This is a genomic window from Fischerella muscicola PCC 7414 (assembly GCF_000317205.1).
GTDB classification, from domain to species: Bacteria; Cyanobacteriota; Cyanobacteriia; order Cyanobacteriales; family Nostocaceae; genus Fischerella; species Fischerella muscicola.
The window spans coordinates 1-18126 of the sequence record NZ_AJLK01000001.1; the positions used below are offsets into that span (position 1 = coordinate 1).

Here is an 18126-nt window from a genome sequence, read left to right on the forward strand (position 1 = left end):
CACTATCGTTAAAAGCAACAGCGCCTTCAGGGGGACGGAAACATGTAGAGACGTAGCAATGCTACGTCTCTTCCCTTTCACGGGGATAAAAATGCTGGCGTTGCTGAATTTGGTCACACCCGTAAATTGTAAATTCATATTTTGATTCAGCAACGCCAAAATGCTAATCATAACAATTTCAAAATTCAAATATTTAGTTTTTATTTCCAAACATAGAGAAACCCGGCTTCTTGAAGAAGCCGGGTTTTTTTAAATATCTAATCCACCAACGCCGACGCGCACGAGATGTAGAATTTAATCGCGCTACAGCAGAAAGTATTATTTGGGCAAAACTGCACAATCAAAATGTCTTTTTGCAGAGTTGGACTCGCCATTACACAAGCGACGCAATCCAACGTGCATCAAATTACTTGATGCTGCTGATGGATAACTTAGCATTAGCCACATCTATTGACGAACTGCGCCAATATAGCGAAGAAGCTGATAATGTTTACTATTGTGCCATTGCTTCCCTACTCAACTTCTACAATGGATGTCCGCAGACAACAGCAAAGCGAATTCGCAGATTTTTAAACCTGGGAAATCAGCTGCTACATCAATATATCTACACCCTTGTGAATACTGTCGGGCTACACCCCGACTACGCAATTTTACATCATGACGCAGATTACGAACTTCCTTTGGCGTGGGATTTCATGGCAGAATTTCACCCACCTATCGTTGATGACTTGGTGTTAAATTTTGCGCGTCATCTTCCTCACAGCAATGGTAACGGTAAAAGTCAGCCGCGAACCCTCCTCCAACGTTTCCTCCAGCATTGGGAAGCAAAGCTACGAACCTTTGTATTGCATCCCTACGCTGGGGAAGTAAGTTACCGCCAGTGTATTGACTTGCAGGTACGCGAGTATCTCGCCTGTTTGCTAGGCGATGTCGAATACTACCGTCCCCTAGCGTTGAAATTCAATCCAGCACGTTCAGAATTTGCTGACGTTATTGCACCACAGCAAGTACCGTTAACGTTGGTGAAGCGATGATGTTCTATCTAGTTTGCTACGACATCGTTAGTGACGCCCGTCGCAATAAAGTGTCGAAACTTCTGGAAGCTTACGGGTTGCGGGTGCAAAAGTCTGTCTTTGAGTGCGTACTAGATGAGAAGCAGTACCAAACTCTATCTCAATACCTGACGCGACTCGTCAACAAACGGGAAGACCAAGTGAGATTCTATCCCATGTCTGCACATAACCGTTGCAAAGTAGCAGTTTTGGGTACGCAACCTGAATTTGTAGTAGACGACGCAGCATTTATCGTCTAGTTACTGGGATTTCACAAAGTTTTTATCACACTCATCATAACCAAATGAACGCTTGGGAAAAAGCACGCGCTCCACCGATCGCCATGCAAATAACTCTACGCTTTCGGTCAAGTTTGGATGTTCGGAAACTACTGAATGCAGATTCAAACTATCAAGTTCCGTTTAGTTTTCACTCTTCAAGTTCAAAAACAACTTGATGATTTATCTTCAAAAGACCGCAAGCAATACGACAAAGCTTTTGAATGTTTCGCCAATAATGGTCCGTCTTATCGCAGTTTGAGAACCCATCGGTATCGCTGCAAGGATGGTGATATTTGGACTTCTTCTGCTTCGATGGCGAAACGATTTTACTGGCGTTACAGTTCGTCACAAAGTATTGAGGTGATAAATATAGACTCGCACTAATTAAGTCAAAAGTTAAAGAAATATTTACGATGATTTAGCTTTTGACTTTTTACCTTTTCTTATCCGTTACCCAATTTTCTCTCTTAACTTAGATCTTGCACCTACTTTTTCGTCTGCCAAGAAATAAATTTATTAGGTTGGTAGAGACGCGAAATTTCACGTCTCTACGTCGGAATTTATTGCGAGGCGGGATATGGGATAGGTGCAAGATATGAGTATATCAAGTTGTTCAATACCGTTTTGGAGTAAAGCGATCGCTTTTACCGTTTTCCCTAAAAATAGTAGCTGCAAACCTTCTCATTTTTAACTACTATGGTTAGTGAATCAACCGGATTTGAGCTTAGACAAAATTTCCTATCTCATCTTTTACTACGGTAACTAGTACAGTGCAACCAAAGCAGCGTCAAAGATTAGATCAAACTCAACGTTGGGCATTTTCGCAACTGTTCGGACTCACAAGGCGTAATCCTTTCATGATTTCCCGTTGGGTTTTGCGTTGGGTATTAGTGGGGATTGTCGGCGGTTTATTTGCTGCGTTGTACTGGAATATATTAGAAATGCTAACTCACGCACAACAAAAAGTTCCCGGTTGGGGTGTGTTGTTGCTCATGCCACTAGCCGGTTTGATTGTCGGTTTAGTGATTCACTTCCTTGGTAATCCTGGAGAAATAGGCGTTATTATCGACAACATTCATTTTCGTAGCGGACGTTTGGATATTGGCAAAAATCCGGCGATGATTCTTGCTTCTTTAGTTGGGATATCAGCTGGTGGTAGTACTGGGCCTGAAGCACCATTAGTACAGGTAACAGGTTCGTTTGGCACTTGGGTTAGCGATCGCCTCAAACTTCAGGGTGAAGATGTCCGCAATATGAGTTTAGCGGGGATGGCAGCAGGTTTTACTGCTTTATTTGGCGCACCTCTTGGTGGTGCGGTGTTTGCTTTAGAGATATTGCACCATCAGTATGTGGTGGAGTACTATCAAGCCTTGATGCCAGCCATTGTTTCTAGTTGTGCTAGCTACTTGGTGTTTGCGCTAATTACACATTTAGGAATTGCACCGACTTGGTATTTTCCTCAATATAGTTTAGAAAGTATTAATGATATCTGGTTTGCTATCCTCTTTGGGATGATCGGGGCATTGGCAGGATGGATATTTATGGGGATTTTTCACGGATGCGATCGCTTGTTTGCCCGTATTCCTGGCCCGATTTATCTTCGCACAGCCTTAGCAGGATTGGGGCTAGGAATCTTGGCATTCTCATTGCCGTTAACTCGTTATTTTGGACATGATCAGTTAGCAGTCATCGTTACTACTAGCTTTTCTGGTGTTTTCCTGTTGGGTTTAGCCTTAGGTAAAATGGCAGCCATTGGCGTGACCGTAACTGGTGGATGGCCTGGTGGATTTATTATTCCCCTGTTTTTTATAGGCGCTTGCCTTGGCAAAGCAATAGCAGTTTTTGTTCCTGGAATTAATCCTTCTCTATCAATGATTTGTGTAATGGCGGCTATTAACGCCGCAGTCACACGCACACCGATCAGCACAACCTTACTGTTGTCAAAACTCACTAATTTTGCTCCCTTAACACCAATACTGTTTGCGAGTTTACTCGGATTCTTTTTTGCTCCTAAAGTTCCTTTGATTACATCTCAAATCAAGTCTCAGCAGGATGCTTCGTGAAGGGGATTGGGGATCGGGGACAAGGAGGACAAGGGAGACAAGGAAGCAGAGGGGCGGAGGAGACAAGGGAGAAAAACTAATAACCACTAACTACTAACCACTAAATTTGGCTGGCCTTGCTTACCAGGCAGAAATAGACAATATGTGCTAAAATTGTAACAAATTATGGCAATTATTCAAGCTTAGTTTGCAATAATTTTGCTTATTTTCGCTTTAATCGCTAAAACTAGCCATTATTGGAGTTTTTTAGGTTATGACAACCTCTCAGGAGAGGATTATCCCCACGGATCTGCGAAACGAAATGTCCAGGTCTTACCTGGAATATGCCATGAGCGTCATCGTTGGGCGGGCGCTGCCAGATGCCAGGGATGGTCTGAAACCTGTCCATCGGCGTATCCTTTACGCCATGCATGAGTTGGGGTTGACCTCAGACCGTCCCTTCCGTAAATGTGCGCGTGTTGTGGGGGAAGTTTTGGGTAAATATCACCCCCACGGCGACACAGCAGTGTATGATGCCTTAGTGCGGATGGCGCAGGATTTCTCGATGCGATCGCCTTTAATTCAAGGGCATGGTAATTTTGGCTCTGTAGATAACGACCCACCGGCGGCAATGCGTTACACCGAATGCCGCTTACAAGCTTTAACCAGCGATGCTCTGCTGCAAGACATCGAATCGGAAACGGTAGATTTTGTCAACAACTTCGATGGTTCTCAACAAGAACCGACGGTCTTACCCGCACGAGTACCGCAGTTGTTGTTGAATGGTTCCTCCGGAATTGCTGTGGGGATGGCAACTAATATCCCACCCCATAACTTGGGTGAATTGATTGATGGGTTAGTAGCACTAATTCATAACCCAGAAATAACTAATACTCAGCTGATGCAGTATATCCACGGCCCCGACTTCCCAACAGGTGGTCACATTCTTGGTACTGCGGCGATTAAAGAAGCCTACACCACCGGACGCGGTTCGATAACCATGCGTGGCGTAGCAAATATTGAAACCATCGAACAACGGGGACGCCCGGAAAGGGAAGCGATTATTATCACCGAGTTGCCCTACCAAACCAACAAAGCAGCGTTAATTGAGAAAATCGCCGAGTTGGTAAATGAAAAACGCATCGAGGGAATTGCTGATATCCGGGATGAAAGCGATCGCGACGGAATGCGAATTGTGATCGAACTCAAGCGCGATGCCTATCCCCGTGTCGTTCTGAACAATCTCTACAAGCAAACGCCCCTGCAAGCTAACTTTGGGGCAAATATGCTGGCGTTGGTGAACGGAGAACCCCAGATCCTCACCCTTAAGCAGTTTTTGCAAGTATTTCTGGATTTTCGTGTAGAAGCGATCACCAGACGCACCCAGTATGAACTGCGCAAAGCAGAAGAACGCGACCATATTTTGCAAGGGTTATTAATTGCCTTATCCCATCTAGATGCAATTATTGCTTTAATTCGTCACGCTGCGGATACACCGACAGCAAAAGGAGAATTAATCACAACTTACGGCTTGTCAGAACCACAAGCAGATGCAATTTTACAAATGCAACTGCGGCGGTTAACAGCCTTAGAAGCAGACAAAATCCGCCAAGAACATGAAGAATTGCAAGCCCAAATCGCCGACTTGCAAGATATTTTGGCAAAGCGGGAACGGATACTGCACATTATTGAAACCGAAATACAGTATCTCAAAAACAAATTTGCTACACCACGACGCACGGTCATTACACATGGTGAAGGCGATTTAGAAGATATAGACCTAATTGCCAACGAAAAAGCAGTAATTTTAATCACCGAGCAAGGCTATATCAAACGGATGCCCATCAACACCTTTGAAGCCCAAAACCGCGCCACCAGAGGTAAAGCTGCTGCCAAAGTCAAAGACGATGATGGCGTCGAACATTTCTTGACTTGCTGTGACCACGATAGCTTGTTATTCTTTAGCGATCGCGGTGTAGTTTACTGCCTCAAAGCCTACCAAATTCCTGTCGGTTCCCGTAGCAGTCGCGGCACACCGATTGTGCAGATGCTGCCCATTCCCAAAGAAGAAAAAATTACTTCCATCGTCCCTGTCAGTGAGTTTACCAGCGATGAATATTTGGTCATGCTCACAAAAGGTGGCAACATCAAGAAAACCGTATTGGAAGCCTTTAGTCATATTCGTGCCAATGGCTTAATTGCCATTTCCCTAGAAGAAGGCGATCAACTGCGTTGGGTACGACGGGCAAAAGTTGAAGACAGCGTCATCATTGCTTCTCGTCAAGGTATGGCCATTCACTTCCGCTGCGATCATGAACAACTGCGTCCCCTTGGTCGTGCTACCCGTGGTGTGAAAGCCATGAAACTCAAGAACGGTGATGAATTGGTTGGCATGGATATTCTACCCGCCGCGATTTTAGATAATTTAACCCCAGTGTCTGAAGCAGAAATCGAAGAGATCGAAACCGAAGACATCGAAACAGAAGAATCCGCAGAAGTACCAGGCAACGGTCATCACGGCCCTTGGGTATTAGTAATTACAACTGGAGGGTACGGTAAACGCGTACCCGTTGCTCAGTTCCGCTTGCAAAACCGGGCTGGTCAAGGTTTAATGGCAACCAAATTCAAGAGTCGCAAAATCAAAGACCAACTAGCCAACTTACACATTGTCAACAACGACGATGAAATTATGATGGTCACGAGTCGCGGTATCATTATCAGACAGGCAGTAAATGCAATTTCCGTCCAGTCTCGTTCGGCTACAGGCGTCCGGGTACAACGTCTAGACGAAGATGATGTGATTACAGGAGTAGCGATCGTTCCTCCCGATACTGGTGATGCGACAGAAGCAGAGTAAAAGACACAGGGAACTCTTTGTGAGTTGTGCGATCGCCTTAGGGAGCGGTATTTTGATGGGGCTTACCGTCGCCCCAGTAAATGCCTGGTTTTTGGCATGGGTAGCCTTAGCACCTCTCTGGTATTTAGTAGTTAATCCTACACTCCGCCCAAAGCCATCTCCCCTTCTTTTTGCCTTGATCTGGGGTATCGGTTATCACGGTATAGCCCTATCCTGGATTACAGGTATTCATCCCATGACGTGGATGGGAGTTCCTTGGTTAGCAAGCCTGGCAATAGCTCTTTTCTGCTGGGTATTCATCACCCTTTGGGGCGCTGCATCGGTAGCGTTGTGGGCGACAGGGATGAGGATCATTTGTCCTTCTATCCAAAAACCCTACGCTCGTGTTCTCATTAGCACTGCCCTGTGGTGTGGCATCGAGACTGTATTGAGTTGGGGAGCCTTATTTTGGAGTTCTCTTTCATACACACAAACTCCGTATAATATCGTAATCCTCCATCTTGGGCAACTTTCAGGGCCTTATGCCGTAACAGCTGCGATCGTCGCCGTCAATGGCCTAATTGCAGAAGCTTTTTTAAACCGCAGAGACACGGAGGGCACAGAGAGAATTCCCTCTGCGTTCTCTGCGCCTCTGCGGTTCATTAATAAATATCTAATTACCGCCACAGGATTACTAATCTCCCTACACCTAATCGGTTTTAGCTTATACACCTGTCCCCTAATTCAACCACCAGCAGCAGCCCTGAAGATAGGAATTATTCAAGGTAACATTCCTAACCACATTAAACTTTATCAAGAAGGCTTACGCCGTGCCTTAGCAGGCTACACCAGTGGGTATCTAACTTTAGTAGATCAAGGAGTTGATGCAGTACTAACACCGGAAGGGGCTTTGCCTTTCTTCCAGCGTAACATTATGAGTAGTTCCTTGGTGGCGGCGGTGCGTTCCCGAGGGGTTGTGGCGTGGATTGGTGGTTTTGGCGAAAAGGGAAAAAGTTATACAAATAGTTTGCTGACTGTCACAGGTGACGGTGAGGTTTTTAGCCGTTATGACAAGGTAAAGTTAGTACCGATTGGTGAGTACGTCCCCTTTGAAGAACTTTTAGGCGGTATTATTAGCCGCTTGTCACCTTTAGATGAACACCAGGTTCCTGGTTCACCAAATCAAATTTTTAACACGCCTTTTGGTCGTGCGATCGCAGGCATTTGTTACGAGTCTGCTTTCCCGGAGGTATTTCGCTATCAAGCCCAAGCAGGGGGACAGTTTATCCTCAGCTCATCTAATGATGCTCATTACAGTGCATCTATGCCAGCACAGCATCATGCTCAGGATATCATGCGAGCCATTGAAACTGATAGATGGGCAGTACGGGCGACAAATACAGGATATTCAGCTTTTGTAGATCCCCACGGTAGAACAGTATGGATATCGGGACATAATACCTACGAAGTTCACGCTGAAACAATTTATCGCCGCCAGACGCAGACTTTATATGTGCGTTGGGGTGATTGGTTGACGCCTTTTTTACTAGTATTGGCAACAGGAGTATGGCTGATCAATTTCTTGACTGTCCAACTCTCACGCAAGCAGGGGCTGAACTAGGAGAAGGAGGATCAGGGTAAATTGCTAAAGTATGATATTCTGGAGACCCTGTATCATAAACAATTTCAAAGGTATATAGCTTGTTTTTACCGCCTTGTTCAGTAACTACTGTTAAAAGGGTTTTATCAGTGGTGGGTAGTCCGGGAATATTGATTTTTTTAATTCGTCTGAGTTGAATGACATTTGCTGCGGAATTTTTACAATCTCCAACGTTATTATTACGGTCTGGACCAAACTGCATACACATTGGCCCATCAAAATCCATTGTGACCTGGGATGGATCGTTTAACCACACTTTTTTAATTGTTTCTCCAGCCGGAATAAAACTTAAATTTGTGCCTTGCTGAAACCAGACGTTGATAGTAGGTATTACTCCTCCTAATCCTTGCGCTTGGCAAGAAAACATGGAACGGAGAACAGCATTATTTGCCAAGGCACGACCTGCTATGATCAAGATTGCACCTGAAAAAATCAGGGAAGTTAGAGTTAGGAAATAGGGGTTATTTGGGGGTTTGAATTGCAGGTTGATGTGATTTTTCATGGCTGTATATAGGATTTATATTTGCTGGGAATTGAAGCTGTAATAAAGTTTGTGTTTTAGAAGTCGAACACCGATGCACACCGATGAACACAGATGGGTACAGATAGATTATTTGGTTCGATTTTATCTTGTGTTTGTGTTATCTTCTCCAAACAAAAGATAGGTTGCTATCACAATACATTTATTGTGCAGCTTTAATTTAGCTTAACTCATATCTTGCACCTACCCAATTTACTGGTGTGAGAATAAATTCTCTGTCTTGATCGCTCAAGTCTGTTAAAAGGACGCAATTCTTGTTGCAGTCAGATTTATCTGACTTAAGCTATAAGCCAAGAAATTTATTTATTGGCGGCATGAAAAGTCGGTGCAATATCTAAGTTAAATACGATTTTCAGCGGTATTACATTAAAGCTGCATAGTTTGATTGATGTATATTTCTACTTCTTTGCCTGCTGGCAAAAACCAGATGTTAGTGCGTTGCATGGCTTGGGAAATTGCCTGTTGATTACGTTGGGTAATTTGCGGTACCACTGTTCTCACGCCACCTTCTAAAATCCCGGCTAAGAGATTGCGTCGGGGATTACTGTTAGTAACGACAGTACCTGTAGCAGTTGTCGTGACTTGCGATTCGGTACGATTGAACAATTCTGCGGCTTTACCAATACCTCCCAAGACGAATTGACTAGCATCAATCATGGTGGTGGATGTCCCTCTTTTATATTGGTTGGCAACTAGAGGTTTGCCTGCCGAGGCACGAATTAGTATGGCGTTTTGTGGTAAGCTTTGCTCTGTCAAATTCCCATTGTTTTCTCTAACTAATCTGACCACATTTAACTGCACTAAACCTTGTTCAGAAATAGAACTAACTTCAGTCAAAAACTCAGTTTTTTCTGGTAATACCACCTCACCATCGATAGATTTTAATGGTTCTTGTAAACGGACTACAAATACGTTTTTCGGACTATTATCTTGGTTATTTCTATTATTAGTTGCTCTAGTAGTTTCTCCAAAGACAGCAGTAGCTAATACTGCTTTCACACTAGTTCCAACTCGTACTGATTTTCGACTTTTTGGTTGTGCTTGGCTAACAACAGAAGTTGATGGTTCTGGAGTATTATCCTCAGGTTGAGAATTATTTATCCGTGGTGGGATTTTGGTATTGTTTGCAGCTAAAGGAGTAGGACGATTTATATTAGTATTATTGGGGGTATTATTGGGTGTAGCAGTAGCTAATACTTGACCATAGCTACCCAATTTCGATAACCTTGCCCATTCCTGTAATGGATCTGGTGTAGGTTGGGGAGTAAATTGAACTGTTGGTTGCGTTTCTGGTGTGGGAATTACAGGTAGGGGTGAAGTAGACTTTGGTGGAGTTTGGGGTACTGTAACGACCCGTGTTACTACCCTTGGCGGCATGTAAACTGTTTTTGTGGGTGTAGGTGTTCTTTGCAGGGCAACTCTAAGTCTATTATCTCTAGCAGTTTCCACCCCAGAAGTTGGTTGGGGCGATTTAACTTTTCCAACTCTTAATTGTTGCTGAGCTAATTTTACAGCTTGTGCTTGTTCAGCTAAAGCTAATTTTGTTTTTAAAGTCTCTAATTCTCCTTCTAGTTGTTGCAGGCGTGTTTCCGTGGATGTTTGCGGCGCTTTTTGTGCAACTATATTAGTTTTTCTTGGTTTTTGATTGCTAGCACTCATCAACTGGGACAAAAAAGCACCAGCTACTAAAACTAAAGCAAAAGTAGCAGTCCCTACTAAGGCTAACTTAGCAAAAGGATTGGATGAGAGGGACTGCTTGGTAGAAACTTGAGGTTCTGGAGAAGGTGAAGATGACTGTGGTAAGTTGGCTGTATCTTCTCCTACTTCTGTTTGGGTTTCGGTGGCTGGAGATTCTTGTTCAAAGCCAACCAATTTTGCCATTCGCAGTTCCCAATCAGATAATCCTAGTTCTGGTTGGTAATTATCACTGATGGGAGTCTCGAGATCTTCTGGATGAGTTTGTGAAGGAATAGAATATCGAGTCATAGTAAAGCTTTAGTTTATAGTTTAATCAGGAACAGTTGTTATCTTTGATTTCACATATATTGTAAATTTCTAGTCTGGCTTCACCGAGGCGGTAAGCTGCTAAATGCCAAGCAAGCGGTACATCAGGTAATGTTGTTTTTTGATTATCTATTGCTTGGATTAAGATTTGTTTATTGAATGCGATCGCTCTGCCTAACCTGTCAGAATTGCTAAAGATTAATTGATTACCTTGTAACTCCACTTTCCATTTGCCATCAGCGATTTTTACGGGTTGAGAAATTCTTTGGATGACAAAAACACTCTCAGCGCCTCGGTTTTCAAATTGATTAGCTGTATTCGCATTAATAATTTCCGATTGCAATTTTTGTTTTACATCATTAGTTAACAGTTCCGAACTAATTTCCCATATTGTTTCCGGTGGCTGCTCCTTAGACCAGGTTAGCATTAAGGTCATCGTTTCACCTACGAAGCGCCGAATAGTCTCTGGATAGCGTTCTAAATTTTGCGTCGGATCTACCGTAATAGCACTACCATCAGCAAGTTGCACTAAACTTCGGGGTGTTAATTGCCTACTTAGCTGCTGCAACATCGAACCGTGGAACATCAGTATTAATAACGTGAAAATATTTAAACCAAAAGTTCCAACAGCAAACAAAGGCAAGATACTACTTTTCTTTTTATTTTCTTGTTTAAGTAACTGCATTGATAACTAACTCTATTAATTCACATTTAACATAAACTCAAAACATAACCCAAAAGCACACGCAAACCCCATCCGTGTTCATCTGTGTTCATCTGTGTTCGTTTTTTCAAATATTATTTTTAGCATCACCACCATCCCCAATTACCTCACAAAACTATCAGACGTATTTTGAATTCCACACTGCTGTAACTGCTCCTGACTTAAATTGTTATACTGATCCAACAAACACAAATTCCGAATTTCGTAGATTTCCAACTTCTCCGAACGGATACCATAAATTGCCTTTTGCAGAACACTAGTAGTATCATCTAGCGGATAAGGAAAATAATCGACAGCCCGCACCAACAAATCCTTATTAAAGGGAGTAATAATTCTTCTTCCATCCAATTTTTTCGTCTGAATCAAGTCAGCCACTAAACCAACTCGCCATTTACCTGGTGAAATTTTTTGCGGAGGGTAAACCCGTTTAATGGCAATTTGTGCGGTTATTGCTTGACTGGAATTATTACTAAAAACCTCTGGCGGTGTCATCGCTGCTATTTCGCGTAAAAAACCTTTGCGAAAGTCTTCTGATATAGCAAAGCTAGCAATCCAACTGCTAGTAGTAACTTTTTTGCTAATTCCTTGGGATGTGGGAATAAGTATGCCTAAATCTGGTTTGGGTTTTGATACTTCTTCGACATTTTGTGCTGGTAGTTTACCAGACCAGTTAAACATTGAGGTCATGCTTTTACTGACAAATTGGCGAATTACTTCAGGATCTCTTGCCAAGTCATCAGTAACTGTTATCGGTTGACCAGCTATTAATTGTACAAAAGCAGCAGGTTTTCTGAGACTAAGTTGACGAATTTTTAAACCTTGGAATGTCAAGAAAAGTAGGGCTAATATCTGCAATCCTAAAGTTGCGATCGCAAATGTCGTCAAAAGATTTACTGTTCGTTGTTTTTTCTCTAATAGGCGTACCATTTATACCCTCTCTTTTGCCCACGCCGCTGTATTACTAATTGCATTGAATACTGCAAATCCCCCCGCACCCGCTAAAAGCAAAGATACAATTGGTGCTAAGACTCCCAAAAAAATCATGAACCACATTAAATCGGGGTCAGCACTAGCGTCTTCACCAGGACCATTTACAATTACTGTGGCAGTTAAAATGGCAATAATCGTGAAGGAAATTTTGGCAATTCCCAGCGATAAAAAACCAGTCATCCACGCAAAAATCGGCTTACCAGCTACAGGTAACAAAGAACCCCCCACAGCCAATGGCCCTAAAGTCGCTACTAACAACATCGTAGCTTCGATTAAGTTTTGAAATGCATATTGCAAGGAAATGAGAAAATTTTTAATACTAGTCTGGACTGTAGAACCTAAGAAAGAATTAAATGTATTTTCTGGTACGCTATTTGTGCTAAATGCAATCTGATTAATCTTACTTTCTAGGCGATTAATCCAAACTTTATCACCATACAAATCTCTATAAGTCTGCCAGAGAATTTCTATTTTTTCTCTGCCTCTTTGAAAACATTGATTTTGTTGTTCGCCTGTTAATGACTGGCAAGGGCGTAACACAGATCCAGCTACTTCCTCAGCAACACCCATACTCAATGCTTGCTGATAATTTCTATTAGCATCTGCTGTGGTGATGACTTGCTGATTTACTGTGTTGATAAAATTTCTAATTCCCAGTGTGAGATTAGATAATACACTACCGCTTCCTGTGTTGGTTAATAGTATTACCACTATAAAAGGCCAAATCAGAGCAGAAATCGGACGGGAATATTCACTATAAATAACATCTCTGAGCCATTGTATCATGAAAAACAATAGTGTGCCGACTGCGAAAAATACGCCCAGATTTGTTAATGCTCCATATAAATTCTCACTAGTATTATTTTGTAATAAGTCTAACCATTGATTTTCCCAGCTTTCCGAAATACTTTTGGCAGTGGTGAAGCCACTGTTGAGAATGTCGGGAAGATCAGGGATATTAGATTGGGCAAAAAATCTTGAAGGATAAAGGTGGGAAATAATAATTTTCATTTTGATTTGGGTTATTGTTCAAACTGCCTACCAAATAAATCTACTTGAGAATAATTTCGTAATAGTCTAGATGCTTCAGTAGCATTATCTACTCTCCGCGCGCGGTTATTTTCTTCCACTTGTTGGGAAATATTCGCTAGATTTAAATTGGAGTATTGTAAAAATTGATTTGTTTGCATTGTTTGGGCTAAATGTTCGCCTGTAATTTTCACTTCTTCCTCTTGGATTTTATTATTTTGTAGCAAAAAGTTCAGTTGACCAATACCCAAAAGTGAAGTGATATTAGCTAATGCGTTTTGAACAGTATCAGGTATTTGTGATCTCAAAGTCTCAATTTGATTATTTATATCTTCTTGAAATTTTTCATTTTCCTCATTAAAACCTGCAATTGTTTGGATTGTTTGTTCTGTTGATTCTAATTTTGTTTTTAACCTCAACTGTCCATTTGTACCAAGTAGCCCAGATGCTGCACCACGGGTAATTAAGCGATTAAGTTCATTGCTAACTAAATTTGCTCTCACTGTCGAATTATTATCAAATTTGTCTGCGGAAGTGTAGTACCATATTGTCCCATCACGAATAATTTCGACCGCTGCATTGGGGTTGGGTATATTCAATTCCCCGGTGGAACTATCAATAGCTATTTGAGCTTCTGATTCTATTGGTTGTAATGTTTCTGTAAGGTTATTTCTCAGGTAGTTTTGTAAATCAGTTGCGTAAGATTGAAAGTCTGTCCAAACTTGACCAAGGTCTGCCATTGCTGGTAGGATGGCTAACAATGAAAGAGGTATGGAAAGTAGAATTATTTTTTTCATAACTCTTGGGTAAGTAGATTTTGATTTAATACGAACACAGATGCACACAGATGAACACAGATGGATTTTCTGTTTGCATTTAGGTTTATAGTTAGGAGTTTAGGTTTTACTACAAATAAGCATGTTAACCTCGTAGTAATGCTACTAATTGACGTGCAAATACAGAAACCGCTTCATATTTATCTTTGTGGGTCTGCATAACTTTTTGACGTGCAGTTTGTTCTTGGGGATTGTTAGCTACTACTGCTAATTGTTCGTAACCTGGGTAATAGCGGCAGAAGGTATAAATCCCGTTATCATCTAATAACCATTGGCTATAAATTCCTTCTTTACGAGGGAAAAAGCTTTCAGTTGCGTTGCGGGCAATTATTTCGCGAGGATATTTGAGAATGTTGGTAAAACTATCAACAGCGACTGGCTGAATTCGACCTATTAATCGTGTAGTTAGGTTTTGTAAAATTTTGGATGATGCTTTAGATTTGGCAATTGTATCAGGGTCTTGGGCTGAGAGGATGACTCTAATACCAGCTTTGGCACCGTTGGCACAAATTCTTCCTACTAAATCAGAAATTTGGTCGAATTCAAAAAGAATTGGTGCTTCATCGATGAAGAATATGGAAGCAGGACTACTTAAGGCGCGGCGTAATGCTGCGGAATAAGCACTTAAAGATAGCACTGCTGCATCTTCATTATCTGCAAGGTTCCGCAAGGCGAAAACTAAAAGTTGGGCATCGGTAGGAAAACTAGAAGGTGCGGAAATTGCTTTACCTACGCGACTAGAAAGCCAAAATCGCAGGCGCAGTTGAATTTGATTTAAGGCGTCTTCAACTCTACCTGCGATCGATTCTAGTTGCAAATGTTCTGGCGAACAAAAATAGAGAAAATCTCTTAATGTTGGGGTTTTCTGCCAAGCTATACTGCCAAATCCACCTGCGATCGCTTCTTGATATCGTGCTTTAATACTTTCATCGGTAAAGAAGGCTCCTAATGCTAAGTTTAAGAGCGATCGCACTGTTTGCGATAGTAGCTGATTCTCGCTAGATGATCCCAAAACCATTGTCATCAAAGCGGATTCGAGGAAAGCGACATAATCTAACATGCGATCGCGTTGTTCTTCTGGATTCAACAAGCGCAAATCTGGTTGTTCAAATAAGTTATTTGATTGTTTGGAAATATCAAAATACGCTCCATTCCCCTCCATAAAATATGTGTAGTCGGTGAAGGTAGACGTACCATCGGGTTTGGGAAAATCTAATGCTACTACAGGAATTTTATGAGCTAAAGCTTGTGTTAGAATCCCTGAAACCAATACTGATTTACCAGCACGGGTGGTGGCAAATAGTGCTAGGTTTTTATGTTGGTTGAATAAATCTAAATGAACTGGTGTTCCACCTTCTTCGGCAATTAATTCAAAACCTTCGCGATCGCCTGCTTTAGTTAGCACCAAAGGCATTAATCCCGGTACTTCACTTGTCAAATACAACTGACGTCGATTAAAAGGTCTAGCGAGTAGAGTCTCCCACACAATCGGCAGAGTCTGCAACCAGATTTTCCAAGCATATTCTGTTTCTCTAATTACCCTTGCTGGACGTTGAAAACAGTTTTCGATATATCTTGTAGCTTCATCCAATCTCTCTATACTCGGACGATGCACTAAAATAGCTATACCTGCATAAATCGGTACTGCTCCCTCGTATAATTGTTCTTGTGCTGCTACGGATTTTCTTAACTTTAATTGAGCGTTAACATCGATAGTTCTACTTTTTTCCTGTGCTAACAAAGCTGTCATATTTGACTGCTTTAGTACCCGTTGCAGTGTAGTTTTGACAATTGCTGGATTCGCTGCACTCAGCTGGCAAAAAATTTCTGTGTCTATAACATTTTCTCTGGCTAACAGTTCCCAAAGATAACGCAATTGAGCAGTTTTATTCGGCCAACCACCAGGTTTTTCGAGAAAAGTCATGACACCAATATAGTTATTGTTGACATGAACCCAGCGGCGATCAGCACAAGGTACATCAGACTCAATTAGCAAAGTCGTACTGTGTATATTCTCAATCAATAATCTGGTACTAGCTAAGTCTGAGTTAGCTTGTTCATGTAGACCATTTTCATCTAAAGTCAACAATTGGGGAACATCTATTGGTTGGGTATCATTAAATCTTCTCCAAATCTCTCCCCATAATTCTTCTGTATTCAGAGGTTTAATGTCTAACCCCATTTTGTTCGATAAAAGTTGTTCCCAACGACAAAAACCATTTTTATAAGCGTTAGTAATAATCGTTTCAATGCGTTGGTTTTCTACTTCTGCTAAATCACCTTTAAATTTCAACCACCAAGTTTCACCTTTAGCTAATAATTTCTCTATCCAATCATCTGTATTGGCAGCATCTGGTTCAATTGTATAAGTCACATAAATTCGCAAAAATTTTGGTTTACGGATACCAGAACGAGTTAATTCTTGAACTCTTGCTCTTTCGGATAGTAACAAATATTTAATATCTGGCGATGGAGATTTTTTAACAAGAGATGCTAACTCTTTTTGTCGCTGTTTATCTGAACTAAAAGACCCTAAGTGTAAAGTCATTCTTTCACCTTCAGGGATATCTTTTAAGCCAGCTTCAATGTTATTCAGAATTGTATTGATTTGTTCTGGTCTTAACGTCGTATGAATTCCTTGACAGTCAAAACCAAAAACGAAACAAAACCTATCTTTTTGGTTTCCTTTTGTCAAAGTATAAGCACCGATATCGCGTCCCTCAAGCGATATACGCAGCATTGTTGCTAGATGTAAAGCGTCTTCAAAGGGTGTGAATCGTGTTTCACTTCCGGCGCCGCCGACGCTTTGTTTTCCGATTTTTTGCTTCATGGTTAATTTCCAGTAAGCTTTGATAACGAGCAAAGCCTCTAGTCCAAGTGGGAACTCCAATAAATTTACTTAAAAAGCGCCAACTCCTACCACCAGTTAAGATCCACCAAGTCGCCATTCCCCAAGCAGTAATAAGCAACGTCCACAACCATTTTTGAAACTCATCTTGAAATATGCCGCCAAAAATTCCATTGATGATAAAGTAGGAAGTTAAGGCTATTACTGTCCAAGGCAAGACTTGATCAGCAGGAATTGGGCCTAGTGAAGGTTGAGTTCCTAAAATTTGATTTACTGGTCGAAATTCTTTATCTGGTTCTTGAGACATGGCGAATTTCTAGATTTGATTCATATTTTCATAATTTTATTGATTATTACTGTTTGAATCACCAATGACGAAGCCAGTGAGTACATCAGCAATAGTTACCGCAACAACAACTAATAAAGGAGTTCTAGCAACACTTTGCCAGTCTTCATCTTTCCGAACTGCATTAATCACACCAATTAGAGAAACAGCTATATATAGTAAGTAAAGAGCGCGTAGTACATTAAATACTAGACTAACTGCTGCTTGAGTATTGCTGCCTGTCGTCGCACCTTGGGTTAGGGTATTTTTGAAAAAATCTTCAGCTTTTTTAAAAAACTGCGCTTGTGCTGGGTCTGCAAAATAGTCTAACCAAAATGCACTGAAAATAATAGCTACCCCTAACATTTGTAACGAGATAATATATCGTTTTGGTAGATTGACTTGTTGTCCTATTGTATGCGTGACAACTGCGATTAAACTACCAAAAACTAAACAAAAAACCAGAATAGGACTTTTCAGAGTTATTACACTTAAAAATACAGCACAAGCAATTAAAAAGGGGATAGACTCTAACAATCTTATCCGCCATATTTCCAAAATAGTACTCAATTTATAGAGTATATTTATTACCCTTTGATCAAAAGCTTTCAAAAACTTTCTCTGATGATAAATTTGCCTAAACATCTGTAAATTTCCTTTTTGTGCATTACAACAACTTGTTGGCTTCGGTATCACAATTTAACATGAATAAACATTTAACTTAAACTAAATTATTAAAATAATGTAAATTATTATACACGCAATTTCAATTTATAGTAAATAAACACAATTTTTGTTAATTGATTTTTGCAAACAGACTCAGAACTATCACGGTTCTACAAAATAGTTTTCTACTTCAGCAATTAATATAGCAATCCTATATGATTTGTGATCATTGCAAAGCCCAAATCCCCAACTTATTTGAGATGTCGGGGATCTTGTCTTTCACGAATAATTT

General features: G+C 41.2%; 15 protein-coding genes. 6 read left to right on the top strand and 9 right to left on the bottom strand.

The features are described from left to right. The first annotated feature begins 230 nt into the window (after positions 1 to 230). The 6 genes from cas1 to lnt all read left to right on the top strand — a co-directional run bounded on the left by cas1 (position 231) and on the right by lnt (position 7832). Positions 231 to 1034 (top strand): CRISPR-associated endonuclease Cas1, encoded by an 804-nt coding sequence (gene cas1 / locus UYI_RS31605; protein ID WP_016864637.1) that lies wholly within the window; start codon positions 231 to 233, stop codon positions 1032 to 1034. Further along, the gene (cas2, locus tag UYI_RS0100015; protein ID WP_035137855.1) at positions 1034 to 1312 is read left to right on the top strand and encodes a CRISPR-associated endonuclease Cas2; all 279 of its coding nucleotides are present in this window, start codon (positions 1034 to 1036) and stop codon (positions 1310 to 1312) included. Before cas1 ends, cas2 begins: the two co-directional genes overlap by 1 nt. A 135-nt stretch (positions 1313 to 1447) precedes the next feature. Next, complete coding sequence (locus UYI_RS0100020; RefSeq protein ID WP_016864639.1) at positions 1448 to 1717, top strand: hypothetical protein; 270 nt, start codon at positions 1448 to 1450, stop codon at positions 1715 to 1717. A 386-nt stretch (positions 1718 to 2103) separates the two neighbouring features. Next, positions 2104 to 3396, top strand: a complete 1293-nt coding sequence (locus UYI_RS0100025; protein ID WP_016864640.1) for a chloride channel protein — start codon at positions 2104 to 2106, stop codon at positions 3394 to 3396. Positions 3397 to 3649: 253 nt separating this feature from the next. Beyond that, positions 3650 to 6232: a DNA gyrase subunit A gene (gyrA, locus tag UYI_RS0100030; protein WP_071588795.1), complete on the top strand. Its 2583-nt coding sequence runs from the start codon at positions 3650 to 3652 to the stop codon at positions 6230 to 6232. Then, on the top strand, positions 6213 to 7832 hold the full coding sequence (gene lnt, locus UYI_RS0100035; protein WP_026085652.1) for an apolipoprotein N-acyltransferase: 1620 nt from the start codon (positions 6213 to 6215) through the stop codon (positions 7830 to 7832). The genes gyrA and lnt overlap by 20 nt, the downstream gene beginning before the upstream one ends. On the opposite strand, the gene UYI_RS0100040 is transcribed toward lnt, so the two are convergent. The 9 genes from UYI_RS0100040 to UYI_RS0100080 all read right to left on the bottom strand — a co-directional run bounded on the left by UYI_RS0100040 (position 7786) and on the right by UYI_RS0100080 (position 17813). Then, positions 7786 to 8373, bottom strand: coding sequence for a hypothetical protein (locus UYI_RS0100040; protein WP_016864643.1), 588 nt, complete (start codon positions 8371 to 8373; stop codon positions 7786 to 7788). The two genes, lnt and UYI_RS0100040, sit on opposite strands and share 47 nt — an antisense overlap. Before the next feature lie 405 nt (positions 8374 to 8778). Beyond that, positions 8779 to 10398, bottom strand: a complete 1620-nt coding sequence (locus UYI_RS0100045; protein WP_016864644.1) for a TrbI/VirB10 family protein — start codon at positions 10396 to 10398, stop codon at positions 8779 to 8781. A 25-nt stretch (positions 10399 to 10423) separates the two neighbouring features. Then, positions 10424 to 11101 carry a hypothetical protein gene (locus tag UYI_RS0100050; protein WP_016864645.1) on the bottom strand — a complete coding sequence of 226 codons (678 nt, stop codon included), beginning with the start codon at positions 11099 to 11101 and terminating at the stop codon, positions 10424 to 10426. A 141-nt stretch (positions 11102 to 11242) separates the two neighbouring features. Beyond that, the gene (locus UYI_RS0100055; protein WP_016864646.1) at positions 11243 to 12067 is read right to left on the bottom strand and encodes a hypothetical protein; all 825 of its coding nucleotides are present in this window, start codon (positions 12065 to 12067) and stop codon (positions 11243 to 11245) included. Further along, positions 12068 to 13141, bottom strand: a complete 1074-nt coding sequence (locus UYI_RS0100060; RefSeq protein ID WP_016864647.1) for a hypothetical protein — start codon at positions 13139 to 13141, stop codon at positions 12068 to 12070. It abuts the gene before it with no gap. A gap of 11 nt (positions 13142 to 13152) precedes the next feature. Beyond that, a complete protein-coding gene (locus tag UYI_RS0100065; protein ID WP_016864648.1) occupies positions 13153 to 13956 on the bottom strand; it encodes a hypothetical protein in 804 nt (267 codons plus the stop codon). A 124-nt stretch (positions 13957 to 14080) separates the two neighbouring features. Further along, a complete protein-coding gene (locus tag UYI_RS0100070; protein ID WP_016864649.1) occupies positions 14081 to 16825 on the bottom strand; it encodes a hypothetical protein in 2745 nt (914 codons plus the stop codon). Beyond that, positions 16779 to 17150, bottom strand: a complete 372-nt coding sequence (locus tag UYI_RS0100075) for a hypothetical protein (RefSeq protein WP_016864650.1) — start codon at positions 17148 to 17150, stop codon at positions 16779 to 16781. The genes UYI_RS0100070 and UYI_RS0100075 overlap by 47 nt, the downstream gene beginning before the upstream one ends. Positions 17151 to 17186: 36 nt before the next feature. After that, complete coding sequence (locus tag UYI_RS0100080) at positions 17187 to 17813, bottom strand: hypothetical protein (RefSeq protein WP_016864651.1); 627 nt, start codon at positions 17811 to 17813, stop codon at positions 17187 to 17189. Positions 17814 to 18126: the final 313 nt, after the last annotated feature.